The sequence below is a fragment of the Limnohabitans sp. genome, from assembly GCF_038134685.1.
Lineage (GTDB): Bacteria > Pseudomonadota > Gammaproteobacteria > Burkholderiales > Burkholderiaceae_C > Limnohabitans_A.
In genome coordinates this window covers 46,872-64,539 of sequence record NZ_JAYPVP010000007.1, presented here as the reverse complement: position 1 = coordinate 64,539, position 17,668 = coordinate 46,872, and the positions used below count along the sequence as shown (strand labels likewise).

Sequence of the window (17,668 nt, the reverse complement as noted above, 5' to 3'; positions counted from 1 at the left end):
CCTCATTTGTAGCTGCGCGCGTCCTCAATCACCTTGCCGTCATTGGGCAAGCTACCGGGGACAACCGACCTCACGTCAGCGCGCAGTTTTGTGACATCTCTTACAGCTTCTGCCACCTTCAGTGCCAGTGCATCCGACGGACTTGCGGTTTCGACCTGCAACACCATCTGATCGTTGGCCATCTCCCCGGTCACCACCAGGCGCGCCTTGATGATCTCGGGAAACCGTTTCACCACCTCGTTGATCTGCCCTGGATGCACAAACATGCCTCGCACCTTGGTCGTCTGATCGGCGCGGCCCATCCAACCCTTGATGCGCGTGTTGGTGCGACCCGTAGGGCAGGCACCAGGCAACACGGCAGACAAGTCGCCTGTGCCAAAACGAATCAATGGGTAATCGGGGTTGAGAACCGTCACCACCACTTCACCCACCTCACCTTCCGGCAAAGGCTCACCTGTGCCAGGGCGCACGATTTCAACAATCACGCCTTCATCCAGCACCAGGCCTTCGCGCGCTGCCGTTTCGTAAGCAATCAAGCCGACATCGGCCGTGGCATAGCACTGGTAGGCCTGCACACCCTGTTGCATAAACCAGTCACGCAGAGAAGGGGGGCACGCCTCGCCCGACACCAAGGCCTTGGTGATCGACAGCTTTTGACCCGCTTCGGCTGCTTTTTCAATCAGGATTTTCAGGAAACTGGGCGTACCGGAATACGCATGGGGTCGCAAATCAGCAACGGCCGCAAGTTGCTGCTCCGTGTTGCCCACACCACCAGGAATGACGGCGCAGCCCAAAGCGTGCGCCCCGCTTTCCATGATCCAGGCGCCCGGCGTCAGGTGGTAGCTGAAACAGTTGTGCACCAGATCGCCCGACTCAAAACCGGCAGCAGCCATCGCGCGGCCTGCACGCCAATAATCTGCAGCATGCCCCTCGGGTTCGTAAATCGGACCGGGGGATTGGTACACACGCTTGACACCTGCGCTACGCACCATGCCTTTCCAGCCAATGCTGGAGAAGCCACCAAAAGGATCTTTGGCGCGTTGTGCCTGCTGGCGCTCCAGCAATTCGTATTTCCGCGTCACGGGCAATTGCGCCAAGGCGCGGCGACTTGTGATGCTGGCTGCGTCTACGCCTTTGAGAATTTCGGCAAAAGCCGCACTGTTTTTCTGCGCGTTGGCGACTTGTGCAGGCAAAGCAGCCATCAAGGCTGCTTCACGCTCCTGCGTACCACGTGTTTCCAGAGCGTCAAAGTGCTTCATGGCGTGTCAAAGTGATGAAGTGTTTTGGGGAAATTGCCGCAGCAAACCACATCAAGCCAACCAGCGCTTGCGACGCTTGTAGCTCTTGACATCCTTGAAGCTCTTGCGCTCGCCACCACCCACGCCGAGGTAAAACTCCTTGACGTCTTCGTTGGTTCGCAGGTCTTCGGCAGCGCCGTCCATGACGATACGGCCTGACTCCATGATGTAGCCGTAGTCTGCGTACTTGAGGGCCATATTGGTGTTTTGCTCGGCCAGCAGGAAAGTCACTTTTTCCTTGCTGTTGAGGTCTTTCACAATCTCGAACACCTCTTCAACGATCTGCGGCGCCAGACCCATGGAAGGCTCATCGAGCAACACCACGTTCGGGTTGGTCATCAGGGCTCGCCCAATCGCGCACATCTGCTGCTCGCCACCTGATGTGTAGGCCGCTTGTGACGTACGGCGCGTTTTCAAACGCGGGAAATAGGTGTAGACCTTGTCAAGGTTGGCTGCGATTTCGCCCTTGTCGGTACGGGTGTAACTGCCCGTGAGCAAATTTTCCTCAATGGTCAGGTGAGCAAAACAGTGACGGCCCTCCATGACCTGAACAACGCCGCGATTGACGAGATCTGCGGGCGAGAGATTTTCGATGCGCTCACCCCGAAGCTCAATGGAGCCTTTCGTCACTTCTCCACGCTCTCCTTTGAGCAAGTTGGAGATGGCTCGCAAGGTGGTGGTTTTGCCTGCGCCGTTACCGCCCAGCAAGGCTACGATGCCCTGCTCGGGCACTTGCAATGACACGCCCTTGAGAACAAGGATCACGTGGTTGTAAATGACTTCGATACCGTTGACGTTGAGAACGATTTTTTTAGTGTCCATGATGAACCTTGTCTTTGGTGACCAGATGAAAGCCTCGCTAGCGACGCTTTCATCTGGCGGCTACCGACAACGTCAGCAGCCACCATCTTCACCGCGAGGGCCAAAGGCCCGTGGCAGTCCATGACTGGATCGCCACGTGGATTGAACCGCTCGCGATGACGGAGTCCCAATCAGGACTGGCAATCTGCAGGCGTACGGCGTTGCAGTTTCTTTTCTGCAGCGTACTTGTCTGCTGCAGCCTTGACCATCGGCTTGATGATGGATTCTTCAGCCTGGTACCAGTCGCTGCTGAACTCCCACTTGCTGCCGTTCCATGTATGGATACGAGCCCAGTTGGCACCCATGTGGTCCTGGCAGCTGGTGGAGACGGGACGCATCACGCCCTTGAAGCCCAATGCATCGAGCTTGGCCTGGGTCAAATCCAGGTTCTCATAGCCCCAACGTGCTTGCTCGCCGGTCATGACCTTGCCTTTGCCGAAGCGCTCCTGTGCAGCACGCACGCCTTCCACAGCGAACATGGCACTCATGGCCCCGCGCACGTAAAGCACCTGGCCCACTTCGTCTTTTGGACCCGTACCTTGACCTTTGCCATGAACCTTCTGCAGGATTTCCTTCACGAAAGCCGCATTGGGCTCAGCGCCGTGTTGCATCGTGATCGCGTTGTAGCCTTTGGCACCTTCGCCGATATCTTTGACATCGGGTTCAGCGCCAGCCCACCAGACGCCGTAAATCTTGTCACGCGGATATCCCGTGGCCTGAGCCTCCTTGATCAAGGTGGAGTTCATCACACCCCAACCCCAGTTGACCACGTAGTCAGGACGGTCGCGACGAATCTGCAGCCAGGTGGACTTTTGCTCCACACCAGGGTGTGTCACGGGCAACAGGCTCAGCTTGAAGCCGTGCATATTGGCACGCTCCTGCAAAATTGGGATCGCTTCCTTGCCAAAAGGGCTGTCGTGGTAAACCAGCGCGATGTGCTTGCCTTTGAGCTTGTCGGTACCGCCCAGCTTTTTGGCAATATCTTGCACGATCACATCGCCGGCCACCCAGTAGGTGCCTGCGATCGGGAAATTCCACTTGAAGACGCCGCCATCTTGAGATTCACTGCGACCATAACCGGCCGTGATCAGTGGAATCTTGTCGTTGGGCGCTTTTTCCGTCAAAGCAAAAGTGATACCGGTGGACAAAGGCTGAAACACGGTTGCGCCTTTGCCTTTCAAGCGCTCATAACACTCGACGCCACGATCGGTGGCATAACCCGTTTCACACTCTTCAAAGCTGACCTTCACGCCGTTGATGCCGCCACGGGCATTGACCAGCTTGAGGTAATCGACATAGCCGTTGGCGAAAGGTACGCCGTTCGGTGCGTAAGCACCCGTACGATAGACCAGCACCGGGAAAAACTGTTCCTTGGCCTGCGCACTGGCCACAGAGGGCACCAGAGCGCTGGACAGGCCGGCAGCAGCCACCACCGTGGCAAGAGCGAGTTGACGAAGCTTCATGGTTGTCTCCTAAAGTTGATGTGAAGCACGAGGGGAAAATCAATGCGGGAATGGCCACAGGCGAAGCTTTTGCTTGCCGATAGACCAGAGCTTGGCCAGACCATGAGGTTCAACAATCAAGAACCAGACAATCAAGGCGCCAAAGATCATGTATTCGGTGTGCGAGACGGTCGCCGTAGAAATGTCGACGCCGACCATCGCACCCAGAGCTGGAAGCACCTGGTTCAAGAAGATGGGCAACACCACAATGAAGGCTGCACCGAAGAAGCTGCCCATGATGGAACCCATGCCGCCGATGATGACCATGAACAACAGCTGGAAGGATCGATCAATCGAGAACGCAGCAGGCTCCCAGGAGCCTAAGTGCACAAAGCCCCACAGCGCACCTGCTACACCCACGATGAAAGAGCTGACCGCGAAAGCGCTGAGCTTGGCATACATGGGGCGGATGCCAATGACGGCTGCAGCCACGTCCATATCGCGAATGGCCATCCACTCGCGACCAATAGCGCTGCGCACCAGATTTTTGGCCAGCAGCCCAAAGACCACCAGGAAACCCAGACAGAACAGGTACTTTTCAACGGGCGTATTGATTGTCCAGCCCAACACGGCAAGGTCAGACACCGACACCGAACCAGAAGGGTTGTTGTTGGTAAACCAGCCAATCCTCAGAAAGGCCCAATCACAAAAAAACTGCGCTGCAAGAGTAGCCACGGCCAAATACAAGCCCTTGACGCGCAGACTCGGGATACCAAAAAAGATACCAACTACCGTGGCAAAGAAGCCGCCAGACAGCAGCGCAACGATCAGCGGCATACCCTCCACACGCACATAAGTGTTGTAGGCCATGTAGGCCCCCACCGCCATGAAGGCACCCGAACCCAGAGAGATTTGACCGCAATACCCCACCAGAATATTCACCCCCAGCGCCGCGAGCGACAGGATCAGGAAGGGAATCAGGATGGCGCGAAACAGGTATTCATCCACCAGGAAAGGGACACCAATGGCCGCAAAGGCAACGATGGCCACAATCGCCCAGCGGTCTTGGGCAATGGCAAAAATCTGCTGATCGGCCCGGTAGGAGGTCTTGAACTGACCATTTTCTCTGTAAAACATTTCAATGACTCCTTAGACGCGATCGATGATCTTTTCGCCAAACAGACCTTGAGGTCTGAACAGCAAAAACACCAGCGCGAGCATGTAGGCAAACCAAATCTCGATGCCGCCGCCCACCAGAGGGCCCAAATAAACCTCTGAGAGTTTTTCACCCACACCGATGATCAGGCCGCCGATGATGGCGCCGGGCACCGAAGTCAGGCCGCCCAAAATGATGACGGGCAAGGCGCGCAGGGCCACCGTGGTCAGCGAGAACTGCACCCCCAGCTTGGAGCCCCAGATGATGCCGGCCACCAAGGCAGTGATGCCCGCCACACACCAAACGATGACCCAAATACGGTTGAGCGGAATGCCAATCGACTGTGCGGCCTGGTGATCATCCGCCACGGCACGCAGAGCGCGGCCTGTGCCTGTTTTCTGAAAAAACACCGACAAGGCAGCCACGAGCACGGCGGCAACCAGGGCAGCAACCACATCCTCCTGACTGATCAGGACACCGCCCTCAAACAGGCTGTCGAGAATAAACACAGGATCTTTGGGCATGCCGACATCAATCTTGTAGATATCGCTACCAAAGAGGGTCTGACCAAAGCCATCGATAAAGTAGGTGATCCCCAACGTGGCCATGAGCAGCGTCACACCTTCCTGGTTGACCAAGTGCCGCAGCACCAGTCTTTCGATAACCCAGGCAAGTAAAAACATGAAAACCACCGACACGGCAAAAGCCATGAGGTTAGCCAGCGCCTTGCTTTCCAAACCGGTCCAGGCCGGGATCCATTCAGCAAAGCGCGCCATGCAAAGCGCCGCAACCAGAACCATCGCACCTTGCGCGAAGTTGAAGACGCCCGAGGCCTTGAAGATCAGCACAAAGCCGAGCGCCACCAGGGAATACAGCATGCCGGCCATCAGACCGCCAAACAGAGTTTCAAGAAAGAATGCCATTTGCTTTTCCTTTGTGCGTTCAGTGACCTGTACCCAGATAGGCACTGATCACGTCTTCGTTGTTACGCACTTCGTCGGGGGTGCCGTCACCGATCTTCTTGCCGTAGTCCAGCACCACCACACGGTCGGAGATATCCATCACCACACCCATGTCGTGCTCGATCAGCACGATCGTGGTACCGAACTCGTCGTTCACATCCAGGATGAAGCGACTCATGTCCTGTTTTTCTTCCAGGTTCATGCCAGCCATCGGCTCGTCGAGCAGCAACACCTGCGGCTCCATCGCCAGGGCGCGGCCCAGGTCCACACGCTTTTGAAGGCCATAGGGCAGCTGGCCCACGGGGGTTTTGCGAAACGCCTGGATTTCGAGAAAGTCGATGATGTGCTCGACCTTCTCGCGATGCTCTTCTTCTTCGCGCTGGGCCGGACCGATGCGCAGGGCCTGCATGAAGATATTGCTTTTGATCTTCAGGTTGCGCCCCGACATGATGTTGTCGATCACGCTCATACCCTTGAACAGCGCCAGATTCTGGAAGGTGCGGGCAATGCCCATCTCGGCCACCTGTCGGCTGTTCATGTGACCAAAGGTCTGCCCACGAAAAGTGATGGAGCCTTCGGAAGGGGTATAGACGCCGTTGATACAGTTGAGCATCGAGCTCTTGCCAGCGCCGTTGGGGCCAATGATCGAACGGATCTCGTGCTCCTTGACGTTGAACGAGATGTCGGTCAGCGCCTTGACGCCGCCAAACCGCAAGCTGATGTTTTGAACGTCAAGGATGACGTCGCCAATGACTTTGCTCATGCTGCCGCCTTCACTGGGGTGAATGTTTTCGCGTCGGAAATTTTGAGGGTGGCGCTCACGCTGCCGCTGCGGCCATCTTCGAACTTGACCACGGTCTCGATGAACTGCTCGGTCTTGCCGCCATACAGGCCGTCAATCAGCGGCTGATATTTCTCGGCAATGAAGCCGCGGCGCACCTTGTTGGTACGGGTGAGTTCGCCATCGTCGGCGTCCAGCTCTTTGTGCAAGACCAGGAAGCGGCTGACCTGGCTGCCGGCCAGCATGCTGTCTTCGGCCAGATCGGCATTGACCTTTTCCACACACTCCTTGATCAGCTCATACACCTCGGCTTTACCAGCCAGGTCGGTGTAACCAGCGTAGGGCAGGTTGCGGCGCTCGGCCCAGTTACCCACGGCGTCGAAGTCAATGTTGATCATCACGCAGACTTTTTCGCGGCCGTCGCCATAGGCCACAACTTCCTTGATGTGCGGGAAGAACTTGAGTTTGTTCTCGACGTACTTGGGAGCGAACATGGCGCCATCGTGTGCACCGCCGGAAATCCGACCCACGTCCTTGACGCGGTCAATGATCTTGAGGTGCCCCTGGCTGTCAATGAAGCCGGCATCACTGGTGTGGTACCAGCCATCGGCGGTGAGCACCTCTTCGGTGGCCTTCGGGTTCTTGTAGTACTCCTTGAGCAGGCCGGGCGACTTGACCAAAATCTCGCCGTTGTCAGCCAGCTTGATCTCCACGCCCTTGCACGGCACACCCACCGTGTCTGCATAGGCCTGGTTGTCGGGCTGCAGACACACAAACACAGCCGTCTCGGTAGAACCATAGAGCTGCTTGAGGTTGATGCCAATCGAGCGGTAGAAGGTGAACAGGTCCGGTCCAATGGCTTCACCTGCGGTGTAAGCGACGCGCACACGGCTCATGCCCAGGTTGTTGCGCAACGGTCCGTACACCATCAGGTTGCCCAATTGGTAGTGCAAACGGTCGAGCAAGCCAACCTGCTCACCATCCATCAGCTTGGGGCCGACCTGACGCGCCACCTTCATGAAATGGTGGAACATGTTTCGCTTGAGGGTGCCCGCATCTTCCATGCGGATCATGACGCTGGTCAGCATGCCTTCGAACACGCGGGGCGGCGCAAAGTAGTAGGTCGGACCGACTTCCTTGAGGTCAATGTTGACCGTGGCGCTGGACTCGGGGCAGTTGACCACATAGCCGCACACCAGCCACTGGGCGTAGCTGAAAATGTTTTGTCCAATCCAGGCCGGCGGCAGGTAAGCCAGCACGTCTTCCTTGTCGGTCAGGCGGTCAAACTCGGCGCCTGCATCGGCGCGGTCGATCAAAGAGCTGTGGGTGTGCACCACGCCTTTGGGGTTGCCCGTGGTACCCGATGTGAAGAACATCGCCGCCACATCCGCAGACACGGCTTTTTCGGCTTCGGCGTGGAAGAACTGGGGATGCTGCTGAGCAAACACCTGACCAGCGGCGAGCAATTCATCAAACGAGCCCAAGCCGTCTTCAGTGTAGTTGCGCAGACCACGCGGATCGTCATAGAAGATGTGTTGCAGCTGGGGGCATTGCTCGCGAATTTCGAGCATCTTGTCCACTTGCTCCTGGTCTTCAACCACCGCAAAGCGCACTTCTGCGTTGTTGATCGGGAACACGCATTCGGCAGCGACGGCGTCCTGGTACAGCGCAATAGGAATGGCACCCAGTGACTGAGCCGCCAGCATGGTGGCGTAAAGACGAGGACGGTTAGCGCCCACGACAATCAGGTGCTCACCGCGGTGCAAGCCCGCCTGGTGCAAACCACAAGCCGTGTGCTCCACCATCTGCGCCAATGCTTTCCAGCTGATGGTTTGCCAAATGCCGTACTCCTTTTCGCGCAGCGCTGGCGCGTCTGGACGCTGGGCCGCATGGGCCAGCAGCAGGCGGGGGAACGTGGTTGCATTCACAGCTTGTATCTCCTGTGTCACGCTATTGAGGCGTTTTTGATCTTGAATCCATGCTACGCCCCACTTTGACGTCAAGTTGTCATTTCGACGACAATCTAGGGGTCATAACTGTTCGGACTTTCCCTAGGTTCGGGATGGAAACTTTGTATCAACGACGCAGATCGCCCTCTGATGAGGAGTTGATCGGCATTCCTTGGCTGCATCTGCTCAGCCCACAAGAGCGTGAGCGTGCGCTGGCCGAACTGCGCGTGGGTGACGCCGCCGTGGGCGACTATGTCTGTCGGGTGGGCCGTCCAGTCAACTACTGGTTTGGCGTGGTGTCAGGCCTTCTGAAAATGAGCAACGACAGCGCCGACGGCCAGACCATGACCTTTACCGGCGTGCCTCCAGGCGGCTGGTTTGGCGAGGGCACCGTCATCAAACGCGAGAACTACCGCTACAACATCCAGGCCCTGCGCAAAAGCGTGGTGGCCGGTTTGCCGGTGGACACTTTTCATTGGCTGCTTGACCACTCCCTGGGCTTTAACCGCTTTGTGATGAACCAGCTCAACGAGCGCCTGGGTCAGTTCATTGCCGCTCGCGAAATTGACCGCCTAAGCAACCCCGAAATCAAGGTCGCCCGCAGCCTGGCGCAGTTGTTCAACCCGGTGTTGTTTTCTGGCGTGGGCGAGGTGCTGCGCATCACCCAACAAGAGCTGGCCTACCTGGTCGGCCTGTCCCGCCAACGCGTTAACGAAGCCCTGCGCACTTTGGAAGACCAACAACTCATCCGCATTGAATACGGCGGCCTGCGCATTCTTGACCTGGAGCAGCTGCGCCGCAGCGTATTCCGCCAACCTGATTGACCCCCATGACCACTCCCCCCACATTTCGCCGCGCCCCCCGCCCCGAGGGCAAATGCACTACCGCAGCAGCACCCACCGACACGATGCGCCTGAACAAACGCATGGCCGAACTGCGCCTGTGCTCGCGCCGCGAGGCCGATGCCTGGATCGAGCAAGGCTGGGTGCAGGTGAACGGCAAGGTGGCCGAGATGGGCCAACAAGTCACGCTATCCGACCGCATCACTGTCGACAAAGCCGCCGAGCAAAAGCAGCAACAGCAAGTCACCATCCTGCTGCACAAACCCATGGGCTACGTCAGCGGCCAGGCCGAGGACGGCCACCAGCCCGCAGTGACCTTGATCCAGGCACGCAACCATTGGCAAGGCGACCTGTCCCGCACCCGCTTCAACCCCGGCCAGCTGCGTGGCCTGGCCCCAGCCGGGCGTCTGGACATCGACTCCACAGGCCTGCTGGTGCTCACCCAGGACGGCCGCGTGGCCCGCCAGCTGATCGGCGAAGACTCGGAGATGGAAAAAGAGTACCTGGTGCGCGTGGCCTACACCGGCCACGAAAACACCGCTGCGGCATCAGCCGCCTCGGCCACCTACGGCGGCAAAGCCACGCAGCTGAGCGCCATTGGCGACCACGACCGCGTCAGCACCAATGTGCAGGCCGTCTTTCCTGCCGCGCAACTCGAGCGCCTGCGCCACGGCCTGAGCCTGGACGGCAAGCCCCTCAAACCTGCCAAAGTGGACTGGCAAAACCCCGAGCAGCTGCGCTTTGTGCTGACCGAAGGCAAAAAGCGCCAAATCCGCCGCATGTGCGAACAAGTTGGCCTCAAGGTGGTCGGCCTCAAACGCATCCGCATGGGCCGCGTGACGCTGGGGCAGCTACCGGCGGGGCAGTGGCGCTATTTGGCGCCCCACGAGAAGTTTTAAGCCCTCTTGAATCCCTTCAAAACGCCCCCACCTCCGGTGGCGTTTTGGTTTTTGACTTTCTGATTTCACCCGTATGAGCAAACAAACCCATGCCTTTCAGGCCGAAGTGGCCCAACTGCTGCACCTGGTCACCCACTCGCTGTATTCCAACAAGGAAATTTTTCTGCGCGAGCTGATCTCCAACGCCTCGGACGCCTGCGACAAGCTGCGCTTTGAAGCGCTGAACAATTCGGCACTCTATGAAGACGCACCCGAGTTGCAGGTGCGTCTGTCCTACGACCAGGCCGCCAAGACGCTGACCATCACCGACAACGGCATCGGCATGAGCGCGCAAGAGGCGATTGACCACCTGGGCACGATCGCCAAGAGCGGCACCAAGGACTTCATGAGCAAGCTCAGTGGCGACCAGAAGCAGGATGCCCAGCTGATCGGCCAGTTCGGCGTGGGCTTTTACTCGGGCTTCATCGTGGCCGACAAGATCACCGTCGAATCGCGCCGTGCGGGTCTGAAGGCCGAAGAAGGCGTGCGCTGGATCAGCGGCGGCTCGGGCGACTTCGAGGTGGAAACCATCACCCGCGCCGAGCGCGGCACCAGCGTGATCCTGCACCTGCGCGAAGATGCCCTGCAGTACGCCAACGCCTGGAAGCTCAAGGAAATCGTCGGCAAATATTCCGACCACATCAGCCTGCCCATCCGCCTGGAAAAGGAAGAGTGGAAAGACGGCGAGCTGATCGACCCCAACAACGAAGAGGGCGGCCGCAAGCCCGGCGGCATGGTCAAGACCGGCGAGTGGGACACCATCAACCAGGCCAGCGCCCTGTGGACCCGCGCCAAGAAAGACATCACGCCCGAGCAGTATCAGGATTTTTACAAGCAGATCAGCCGCGACTTTGAAGACGCTCTGAGCTGGAGCCACAACCGTGTGGAGGGCAGCACCGAATACACCCAGCTGCTCTACATCCCGTCCAAGGCGTCCATGGACCTGTTCAACCGCGACAAGAAGGCTGGCATCAAGCTTTACGTCAAGCGCGTTTTCATCATGGACGATGCTGAAGCGCTCATGCCCACCTACCTGCGCTGGGTCAAGGGCGTGGTGGACTCGGCCGACCTGCCGCTCAACGTCAGCCGCGAGCTGCTGCAGGAAAGCCGCGATGTGAAGGCGATCCGCGACGGCAACACGCGCCGTGTGCTGTCCATGCTCGAAGACCTGGCCAAGCACGACCGTGAACCCGAAGCCCAGGATGGCGTCACCGATGTGCTCAGCGAAGAAGACAAGGCCAAGCTGGGCCAGTACACGAAGTTCTACGCCGAGTTCGGCGCCGTGCTCAAGGAAGGCCTGGGCGAAGACTTCGGCAACCAGGAACGCATCGCCAAGCTGCTGCGCTTTGCCTCGACCACCAGCGACACCGTGACCGTGAGCCTGGCCGACTACAAGGCCCGCATGAAGGACGGCCAGGAAGCGATTTACTACATCACCGCCGACACGCTGGCCGCTGCCAAGAACAGCCCGCAGCTCGAAGTCTTCAAGAAGAAAGGCATCGAGGTGCTGCTCATGACCGACCGGGTGGATGAGTGGGCGCTATCCTTCCTGCACCAGTTCGACGGCACGCCGCTGCAATCTGTGGCCAAAGGCGCGGTCGATCTGGGCAAGCTGCAGGACGAGGCCGAGAAGAAGGCCGAAGAGGAAGCCGCCGAAGCCTTCAAGCCGGTGCTGGCCAAGCTGAAAGAAGCCCTGAAAGACAAGGCCGAAGACGTGCGCGTGACCAGCCGCCTCGTCGATTCACCGGCTTGCCTGGTGGTCAAGGACGATGGCGGCATGAGCCTGCAGCTGGCACGCATGCTCAAGGCCGCTGGCCAGCAGGCCCCCGACATCAAGCCTGTGCTCGAAGTCAACCCCGAACACGCGCTGGTCAAAAAGCTCGACGGTTCGGTCCACTTCCACGACCTGGCGCATATCCTGTTTGACCAGGCGGTGCTGGCCGAAGGTGGGTTGCCGGAAGACCCGGCCGCTTATGTGAAGCGGGTCAACGCCTTGTTGGGTTAAACACCCACCTCCATCACGTCCCAGCAGGCGCCCATGGTGTGGTAATCCACCTTGCCTGCGGGCGACTTGGTGTCTTCCAGCTTGCGTCCGTCATTGCCGACGATGCGAAACCAGGCGCCGTATCGGTGGTCCACCAGATGCTGCCAGCTCCAGGCCCAGAGCTGGTGGTACTGGGTTCGGAAAACATCATTGCCCGTGACACGCCATAGCCTCCACGCGCTGGCCAGCGACTCAGCCTGCACCCAAAAATATTTATCGCTGTCGCACGGCGTTCGATCGGGTGCGAAGCCGTAGATCAGCCCGCCATGCGTACAGTCCCATCCGTGCAGCCACGCCGCTTGCTGCAACTCGATGGCACGCTCCAGATAACGCGCATCCGGCGCGTGCTGATGCGCGATCAGCAGCAACTTTGCCCATTCCGTCTGGTGCCCGGTCTGAAAGCCCCAAGGCTTGAAGATGTCACCGGGCTTGTCGCGGTTGTGATCCCAGTCGATAGACCAGTCGCTGCGGTAGTGCTCCCAAACCAGGCCATCGGCTTGTGCGGCCAGATCAAAGGCAAAACGCTCAATCAGACTTTGCGCACGATTCAGGTAACGCGCCTCGCCCGTGCTGGCATAGGCCGCCAGACAGGCCTCGCACATGTGCATGTTGGCGTTCTGGCCACGGTAGTCAGACAGCACGCCGTCTGCACTCAGCTCATCGGCATAGGCCTGATCGGCTACGCGGTAAAAGGCATCGCCCATGCGGTCAAAGGCCAGCGCCACATCAGCCGCACTGCACAAACCCACAGCATGCGCATGGCTGTAAGCGAGCAGCACAAAGGCTTGCCCATAAGCCATGATGCGGCCGTCTTCCACCTCGCCATCTTGCAAAGTCCAAACGTACAAGCCAGCCTGCGGTCCTGCTTGAACGCGAAAACGCTCCAGGTGCGCCAACGCATGCACGGCCCAGTCATGCCACTGCACTTGACCGGTCTGGCGGTGCGCCATGCAGGCGTTGAACACCCAGCGCGTGGCACTCACCAGATGACGGTGACTGCGGTTGTAGACCGTGCCATCGTCTTTGAGGTAGTGGAAGAAACCGCCTGCGGGGTCCCAGGCGTGGCGCTCGTAAAACGCCAGGGTCTGGGCCACATGCGCCTGCAAAAAGGTCCGGCTCTCAAAGTCGGGATACGCAGGCGCGGGAGTATGCATCAGCCCACCCGCATACCGCTGGCACGGTCAAACAAATGCGCCTGGTCGGCCGACCACTGCAGGTGCACCGTCTCGCCGACGCGAGCGTGCAACACGCCGGGCACGCGGGCAGTGAGTTTGCCCACAGCGGTGTCCACCGTGGCATAGGTTTCTGGTCCGGTGGGCTCGATCATGCTCAGCTGCCCCGGCACGCCTTGGTCGGCAAAGCTGATGGCCTCGGGGCGCAGACCATAGACCAGGTCGTTAGCGCTGTGCTGCGCAGCTGCCGCACGCTGTGCATCAGCCAGTTGCAGCGCGACGCCTTGAGCGTTCACGCCATGGCCAGTGCTTTGCACATCCACCATGTTCATGGCGGGCGAGCCAATGAACTCGGCCACAAAGCGGTTGGCCGGGCGGGTGTATATCTCTGCCGGCGTGCCGAACTGCTGCACCAGGCCATCTTTCATGACCGCGATGCGGTCGCCCAGCGTCATGGCTTCAACCTGGTCGTGCGTCACATAGACCGTGGTGGTTTTGGTGCGCTGGTGCAGCTGCTTGATCTCGGCGCGCATTTCCACGCGCAGCTTGGCGTCCAGGTTGGACAGGGGTTCGTCAAACAAAAACAGCTTGGGGTCGCGCGCCAGGGCCCGACCCATGGCCACACGCTGACGCTGACCGCCAGACAGCTGGCCCGGCTTGCGGTCCAGCAAATGTCCGATTTGCAGCATCGCGGCCACGCGTTGTACGGCGGCTTCGCGCTCGGCTTTAGGCACCTTACGGATTTCCAAACCAAAGGCAATGTTTTGCGCGACGCTCATGTTGGGGTAGAGCGCGTAGCTCTGGAACACCATGGCAATGTCGCGATCCTTGCTGGGCAGGTAGGTCACGTCGCGGTCACCAATCAGAATGTTGCCGCTGGTCGGATGGTCCAGGCCCGCGATCATGTTGAGCAAGGTGGACTTGCCGCAACCGGAAGGTCCGACCAGGATCAAAAACTCGCCCGCCTCGATCTCCAGGTCGATGCCCTTGAGAATGTGCGTGGTCTGGTTGAAGGTTTTGTGAATGCCTTGAATGGAGAGTGCGCCCATGGTGTTTATCCTTTCACTGCGCCAGCCGTCAGACCGCGCACAAAATACTTGCCTGCCACCACATACACAAACAGCGTGGGCAAAGCGGCGATCAACGCGGCGGCCATGTCCACGTTGTATTCCTTGACCGAACTGGAGGTGTTGGCCAGGTTGTTCAGGCCCACGGTGATGGGCTTGCTGTCGGCGCCGGAGAAGACCACACCGTACAAAAAGTCGTTCCAGATGTTGGTGAACTGCCAGATCAGTGTGACCACCAGAATCGGCGTGGACAGGGGAATCACGATGCGCCAGAAAATTTGCCAGAAGCTGGCCCCATCGAGCTGCGCTGCCTTGATCAGCTCATCGGGCAGGCCCACGTAGTAGTTGCGGAAAAACAGCGTGGTACTGGGAATGCCAGCCACAATGTGTACCGCCATCAAGCCCCACACCGAGCTGGCGATGCCCAGCCAGCCGAGCACCTGACTCATGGGCAGCAAGACTACTTGCATCGGCATGAACACGCCAAACAGCATGAAGGCAAACAGGGTTTCGCTGCCCCGGAATTTCCACTTGGACAGCACATAGCCGTTGATGGAGCCCAGCAAAGTGGACACCAAGACAGCGGGCACCACCATCAGCACCGAGTTCCAGAAGAAGGGCTGCAAGCCATTGCACTCCACACCCGTGCACGCCGTGCTCCAGGCCTTGGACCAGGAAGAGAGTGTGGGCGCCGTCGGCAAGCTCAGCAAATTGCCGCTGCGCACCTGGTCTGCATCCTTGAGTGAAGTCACGACCATGACATACAGCGGCGCCAGGAACCACAGCGCGAACAACAGCAAGATGCCCCAGAGCACCAGTCGGTGAAGGTTAATCCGGTTCATCGCTTGGTCCTCAATTCAGAATACAGATAAGGCACCACAATGGCCGCCACTGTGGCCAACATGACCGTGGCACTGGCCGCACCCACACCAATCTGGCCACGGGTGAACGCTGTGGCGTACATGAAGGTGGCGGGCAAATCTGTGGCGTAGCCAGGGCCACCTGCAGTCAGGGCCATGACCAGGTCGAAGCTCTTGATGGCCAAATGCGCCACCACCATCAGCGTGCTGAAAAACACAGGGCGCAGACTGGGCAAGATGATGCTCCAGTAAATGCGCGGCAGGCTGGCACCATCGACTTGGGCAGCCTTGATGATGGACTCATCAATTCCGCGCAAACCCGCCAGGAACAGGGCCATGACAAAGCCCGCGCTTTGCCACACACCCGCAATCACAATGCAATAAATGGCGGTTTCGCCACGCACCAACCAGTCAAAGGTAAAGCTTTCGAAACCCCACTGGTGCATCAGGTGCTCCAGGCCCAGACCCGGATTCAACATCCACTTCCAGGCCGTGCCGGTCACGATCATCGACACCGCCATGGGGTACAGGTACACCGTGCGCAACACACCTTCAGCGCGTACTTTCTGGTCCAGCAAGATGGCCAGCAACACGCCAATGACCATGGCACCGCCAATGAACAGCACGCCAAAGATGCCCATGTTGGTCATGGCCACGCGAAAGCGATCGCTCTCGAGCAGGGCCGCGTACTGCTGCAAACCCACAAACTCGTAGTTTGGCAGGATGCGCGAGGCCGACATCGACAGGTAGCCGTTCCAGGCCATCAAGCCATAAATGAACAGCAGCGAGATGATGAAACTGGGGGCCACCACGATACGGGGCAGCCAGTCCACCGGGGTACGGTGCTTTGAAGACATACGGGGTTTCCGTCAGAAAAAAACCGGACCCGGCTTGTGGCCAGGTCCGGTCAGGACCACAGGAGGATTACTTGGTCTTGGCTGCAGCGGCGATCTTGGCCTGTGCATCCTTGGTGGACATCTTGTCGTCGTTCCAGAACTGGCTCACCACGTCCTGGATGGCGCCGGCAGCGGCCGAGGGAATGGCCATGCCGTGGGCCACGGAGGGCACCAGCGAACCGCTCTTGGCGGTATCCACGAAGTCCTTGGCCGACAGCTTGGCGCAGTCGTCAAACTTGGCCAGGTCCATGCCCAGGCGCACCGGGATGGAGCCCTTGTTCAGGTTGAAGGTTTCCTGGAAAGCGGGCGACATGATGGCAGCGGCCAGGTCGTTCTGGGCCTTGATGTTGGCATCGTTTTTCAGCTTGAACATGGCAAACGAGTCCACGTTGAAGGTGAAGGACTTGGCGGTACCCGGAGCAGCGCTGCAACCGAAGTCAGCGCCCGGCTTCTTGCCAGCAGCCTGGAATTCGCCTTTGGCCCAGTCACCCATCAGCTGCATACCAGCTTCACCCTTGATGACCATGGCGGTGGCCAGGTTCCAGTCGCGGCCAGGAGCATTCTTGTCGGTGTAGCCCTTGACCTTCTTGAAGGTGTCGAGCACTTTGGTCATGGTCGCACCGGTCAGGCTGGCCTGGTCCAGTTGTACCAGGGCCTTTTTGTAGAAGTCGGCACCGCCCACACCCAGAGCCACGCTCTCGAAGGTGGTGAAGTCTTGCCAATTCTGGCCACCGTGGGCCACGGCAATCAGGCCGGCTTTCTTCAGTTTTTCAGCAGCAACAAAGAATTCGTCCCAGTTGGTCGGCACTTTGGCGCCAGCCTTCTTGAATGCTTCGTTGCTGGTCCACAGCCAGTTGACGCGGTGCACGTTCACGGGGGCAGCAATGTAGTTGCCCTTGTATTTCATGACGTTGGCCACCACGGGGGGCAGCACGCTGTCCCACTTCTCGGCCTTGGCCACGCCATCGATGTTGGCCAGCACGCCTTCAGCGGCCCACTCTTGCAGAGCTGGGCCTTTGATCTGGGCTGCGGCAGGGGCATTGCCCGAGACCACGCGGCTCTTGAGCACGGTCATGGCGTTGTCACCGCCACCGCCGGCAACAGCGAAGTCTTTCCAGGTGTGGCCTTGGCCTTGCAGGGTGGCTTTCAGGGCCGAAGCGGCTTTGGCTTCGCCGCCGCTGGTCCACCAGTGCAGCACTTCAACTTCACCGGCGTGAACGGCACCAGCAGCCAAAGCGGCTGTGGCCAGCGCAGCGCGGGCGATCAGGGTCTTGGACAATGTTTTCATTTGTGTCTCCAATTGAGCGGCTGTTACAGCCAGGTTGAATGGACGAAACGCATTTTCGGATTCGCGGAAGCGATGTTAATTTTTCTTTAATAAATTAATATAAGGTTAAACC

Annotated in this window: 15 protein-coding genes; 3 read left to right on the top strand and 12 right to left on the bottom strand. The window is 58.9% G+C overall.

Features of this window, described 5'->3' with window-relative positions; all coding sequences use genetic code 11:
• Positions 1-2 precede the first annotated feature (2 nt).
• The 7 genes from AAFM15_RS04730 to AAFM15_RS04700 all read right to left on the bottom strand — a co-directional run bounded on the left by AAFM15_RS04730 (position 3) and on the right by AAFM15_RS04700 (position 8,428).
• Positions 3-1,259 carry an AMP-binding protein gene (locus tag AAFM15_RS04730; protein WP_341685554.1) on the bottom strand — a complete coding sequence of 419 codons (1,257 nt, stop codon included), beginning with the start codon at positions 1,257-1,259 and terminating at the stop codon, positions 3-5.
• A gap of 51 nt (positions 1,260-1,310) precedes the next feature.
• The gene (locus AAFM15_RS04725; protein ID WP_341685553.1) at positions 1,311-2,120 is read right to left on the bottom strand and encodes an ABC transporter ATP-binding protein; all 810 of its coding nucleotides are present in this window, start codon (positions 2,118-2,120) and stop codon (positions 1,311-1,313) included.
• A 170-nt stretch (positions 2,121-2,290) separates the two neighbouring features.
• Complete coding sequence (locus AAFM15_RS04720) at positions 2,291-3,622, bottom strand: ABC transporter substrate-binding protein (protein ID WP_341685552.1); 1,332 nt, start codon at positions 3,620-3,622, stop codon at positions 2,291-2,293.
• A 39-nt stretch (positions 3,623-3,661) separates the two neighbouring features.
• A complete protein-coding gene (locus tag AAFM15_RS04715; protein WP_341685551.1) occupies positions 3,662-4,738 on the bottom strand; it encodes a branched-chain amino acid ABC transporter permease in 1,077 nt (358 codons plus the stop codon).
• Between the two features lie 12 nt (positions 4,739-4,750).
• Complete coding sequence (locus AAFM15_RS04710) at positions 4,751-5,680, bottom strand: branched-chain amino acid ABC transporter permease (protein ID WP_341685550.1); 930 nt, start codon at positions 5,678-5,680, stop codon at positions 4,751-4,753.
• A gap of 19 nt (positions 5,681-5,699) precedes the next feature.
• Complete coding sequence (locus AAFM15_RS04705; protein ID WP_341685549.1) at positions 5,700-6,482, bottom strand: ABC transporter ATP-binding protein; 783 nt, start codon at positions 6,480-6,482, stop codon at positions 5,700-5,702.
• Entirely contained in the window at positions 6,479-8,428 is a 1,950-nt protein-coding gene (locus AAFM15_RS04700) for an AMP-binding protein (protein WP_341685548.1), read from the bottom strand. Before AAFM15_RS04700 ends, AAFM15_RS04705 begins: the two co-directional genes overlap by 4 nt.
• Before the next feature lie 134 nt (positions 8,429-8,562).
• Between AAFM15_RS04700 and AAFM15_RS04695 the strand changes: the two genes are divergently transcribed.
• From AAFM15_RS04695 to htpG, 3 genes are all read left to right on the top strand, one after another.
• Entirely contained in the window at positions 8,563-9,273 is a 711-nt protein-coding gene (locus tag AAFM15_RS04695) for a Crp/Fnr family transcriptional regulator (protein WP_341685547.1), read from the top strand.
• 5 nt (positions 9,274-9,278) lie between these two features.
• Positions 9,279-10,190: a pseudouridine synthase gene (locus AAFM15_RS04690; protein ID WP_341685546.1), complete on the top strand. Its 912-nt coding sequence runs from the start codon at positions 9,279-9,281 to the stop codon at positions 10,188-10,190.
• A gap of 73 nt (positions 10,191-10,263) precedes the next feature.
• A complete protein-coding gene (gene htpG, locus AAFM15_RS04685; protein WP_341685545.1) occupies positions 10,264-12,234 on the top strand; it encodes a molecular chaperone HtpG in 1,971 nt (656 codons plus the stop codon).
• On the opposite strand, the gene AAFM15_RS04680 is transcribed toward htpG, so the two are convergent.
• The 5 genes from AAFM15_RS04680 to AAFM15_RS04660 all read right to left on the bottom strand — a co-directional run bounded on the left by AAFM15_RS04680 (position 12,231) and on the right by AAFM15_RS04660 (position 17,556).
• Positions 12,231-13,427, bottom strand: coding sequence for an AGE family epimerase/isomerase (locus AAFM15_RS04680; protein WP_341685544.1), 1,197 nt, complete (start codon positions 13,425-13,427; stop codon positions 12,231-12,233). The two genes, htpG and AAFM15_RS04680, sit on opposite strands and share 4 nt — an antisense overlap.
• Complete coding sequence (locus tag AAFM15_RS04675; RefSeq protein ID WP_341685543.1) at positions 13,427-14,494, bottom strand: sn-glycerol-3-phosphate ABC transporter ATP-binding protein UgpC; 1,068 nt, start codon at positions 14,492-14,494, stop codon at positions 13,427-13,429. Before AAFM15_RS04675 ends, AAFM15_RS04680 begins: the two co-directional genes overlap by 1 nt.
• A 5-nt stretch (positions 14,495-14,499) precedes the next feature.
• Entirely contained in the window at positions 14,500-15,354 is an 855-nt protein-coding gene (locus AAFM15_RS04670; protein ID WP_341685542.1) for a carbohydrate ABC transporter permease, read from the bottom strand.
• Positions 15,351-16,229, bottom strand: a complete 879-nt coding sequence (locus AAFM15_RS04665; protein ID WP_341685541.1) for a sugar ABC transporter permease — start codon at positions 16,227-16,229, stop codon at positions 15,351-15,353. The genes AAFM15_RS04670 and AAFM15_RS04665 overlap by 4 nt, the downstream gene beginning before the upstream one ends.
• Positions 16,230-16,296: 67 nt before the next feature.
• Positions 16,297-17,556 (bottom strand): ABC transporter substrate-binding protein, encoded by a 1,260-nt coding sequence (locus AAFM15_RS04660; protein WP_341685540.1) that lies wholly within the window; start codon positions 17,554-17,556, stop codon positions 16,297-16,299.
• Between the last annotated feature and the right edge of the window lie 112 nt (positions 17,557-17,668).

What these genes read in the sequence shown, in the direction of transcription:
- AAFM15_RS04730 (WP_341685554.1), bottom strand. Translation starts at nt 1,259, where the DNA reads ATGAAGCACTTTGACGCTCTGGAAACACGTGGTACGCAGGAGCGTGAA.
- AAFM15_RS04725 (WP_341685553.1), bottom strand. Translation starts at nt 2,120, where the DNA reads ATGGACACTAAAAAAATCGTTCTCAACGTCAACGGTATCGAAGTCATT.
- AAFM15_RS04720 (WP_341685552.1), bottom strand. Translation starts at nt 3,622, where the DNA reads ATGAAGCTTCGTCAACTCGCTCTTGCCACGGTGGTGGCTGCTGCCGGC.
- AAFM15_RS04715 (WP_341685551.1), bottom strand. Translation starts at nt 4,738, where the DNA reads ATGTTTTACAGAGAAAATGGTCAGTTCAAGACCTCCTACCGGGCCGAT.
- AAFM15_RS04710 (WP_341685550.1), bottom strand. Translation starts at nt 5,680, where the DNA reads ATGGCATTCTTTCTTGAAACTCTGTTTGGCGGTCTGATGGCCGGCATG.
- AAFM15_RS04705 (WP_341685549.1), bottom strand. Translation starts at nt 6,482, where the DNA reads ATGAGCAAAGTCATTGGCGACGTCATCCTTGACGTTCAAAACATCAGC.
- AAFM15_RS04695 (WP_341685547.1), top strand. Translation starts at nt 8,563, where the DNA reads ATGGAAACTTTGTATCAACGACGCAGATCGCCCTCTGATGAGGAGTTG.
- AAFM15_RS04690 (WP_341685546.1), top strand. Translation starts at nt 9,279, where the DNA reads ATGACCACTCCCCCCACATTTCGCCGCGCCCCCCGCCCCGAGGGCAAA.
- htpG (WP_341685545.1), top strand. Translation starts at nt 10,264, where the DNA reads ATGAGCAAACAAACCCATGCCTTTCAGGCCGAAGTGGCCCAACTGCTG.
- AAFM15_RS04680 (WP_341685544.1), bottom strand. Translation starts at nt 13,427, where the DNA reads ATGCATACTCCCGCGCCTGCGTATCCCGACTTTGAGAGCCGGACCTTT.
- AAFM15_RS04675 (WP_341685543.1), bottom strand. Translation starts at nt 14,494, where the DNA reads ATGGGCGCACTCTCCATTCAAGGCATTCACAAAACCTTCAACCAGACC.
- AAFM15_RS04670 (WP_341685542.1), bottom strand. Translation starts at nt 15,354, where the DNA reads ATGAACCGGATTAACCTTCACCGACTGGTGCTCTGGGGCATCTTGCTG.
- AAFM15_RS04665 (WP_341685541.1), bottom strand. Translation starts at nt 16,229, where the DNA reads ATGTCTTCAAAGCACCGTACCCCGGTGGACTGGCTGCCCCGTATCGTG.
- AAFM15_RS04660 (WP_341685540.1), bottom strand. Translation starts at nt 17,556, where the DNA reads ATGAAAACATTGTCCAAGACCCTGATCGCCCGCGCTGCGCTGGCCACA.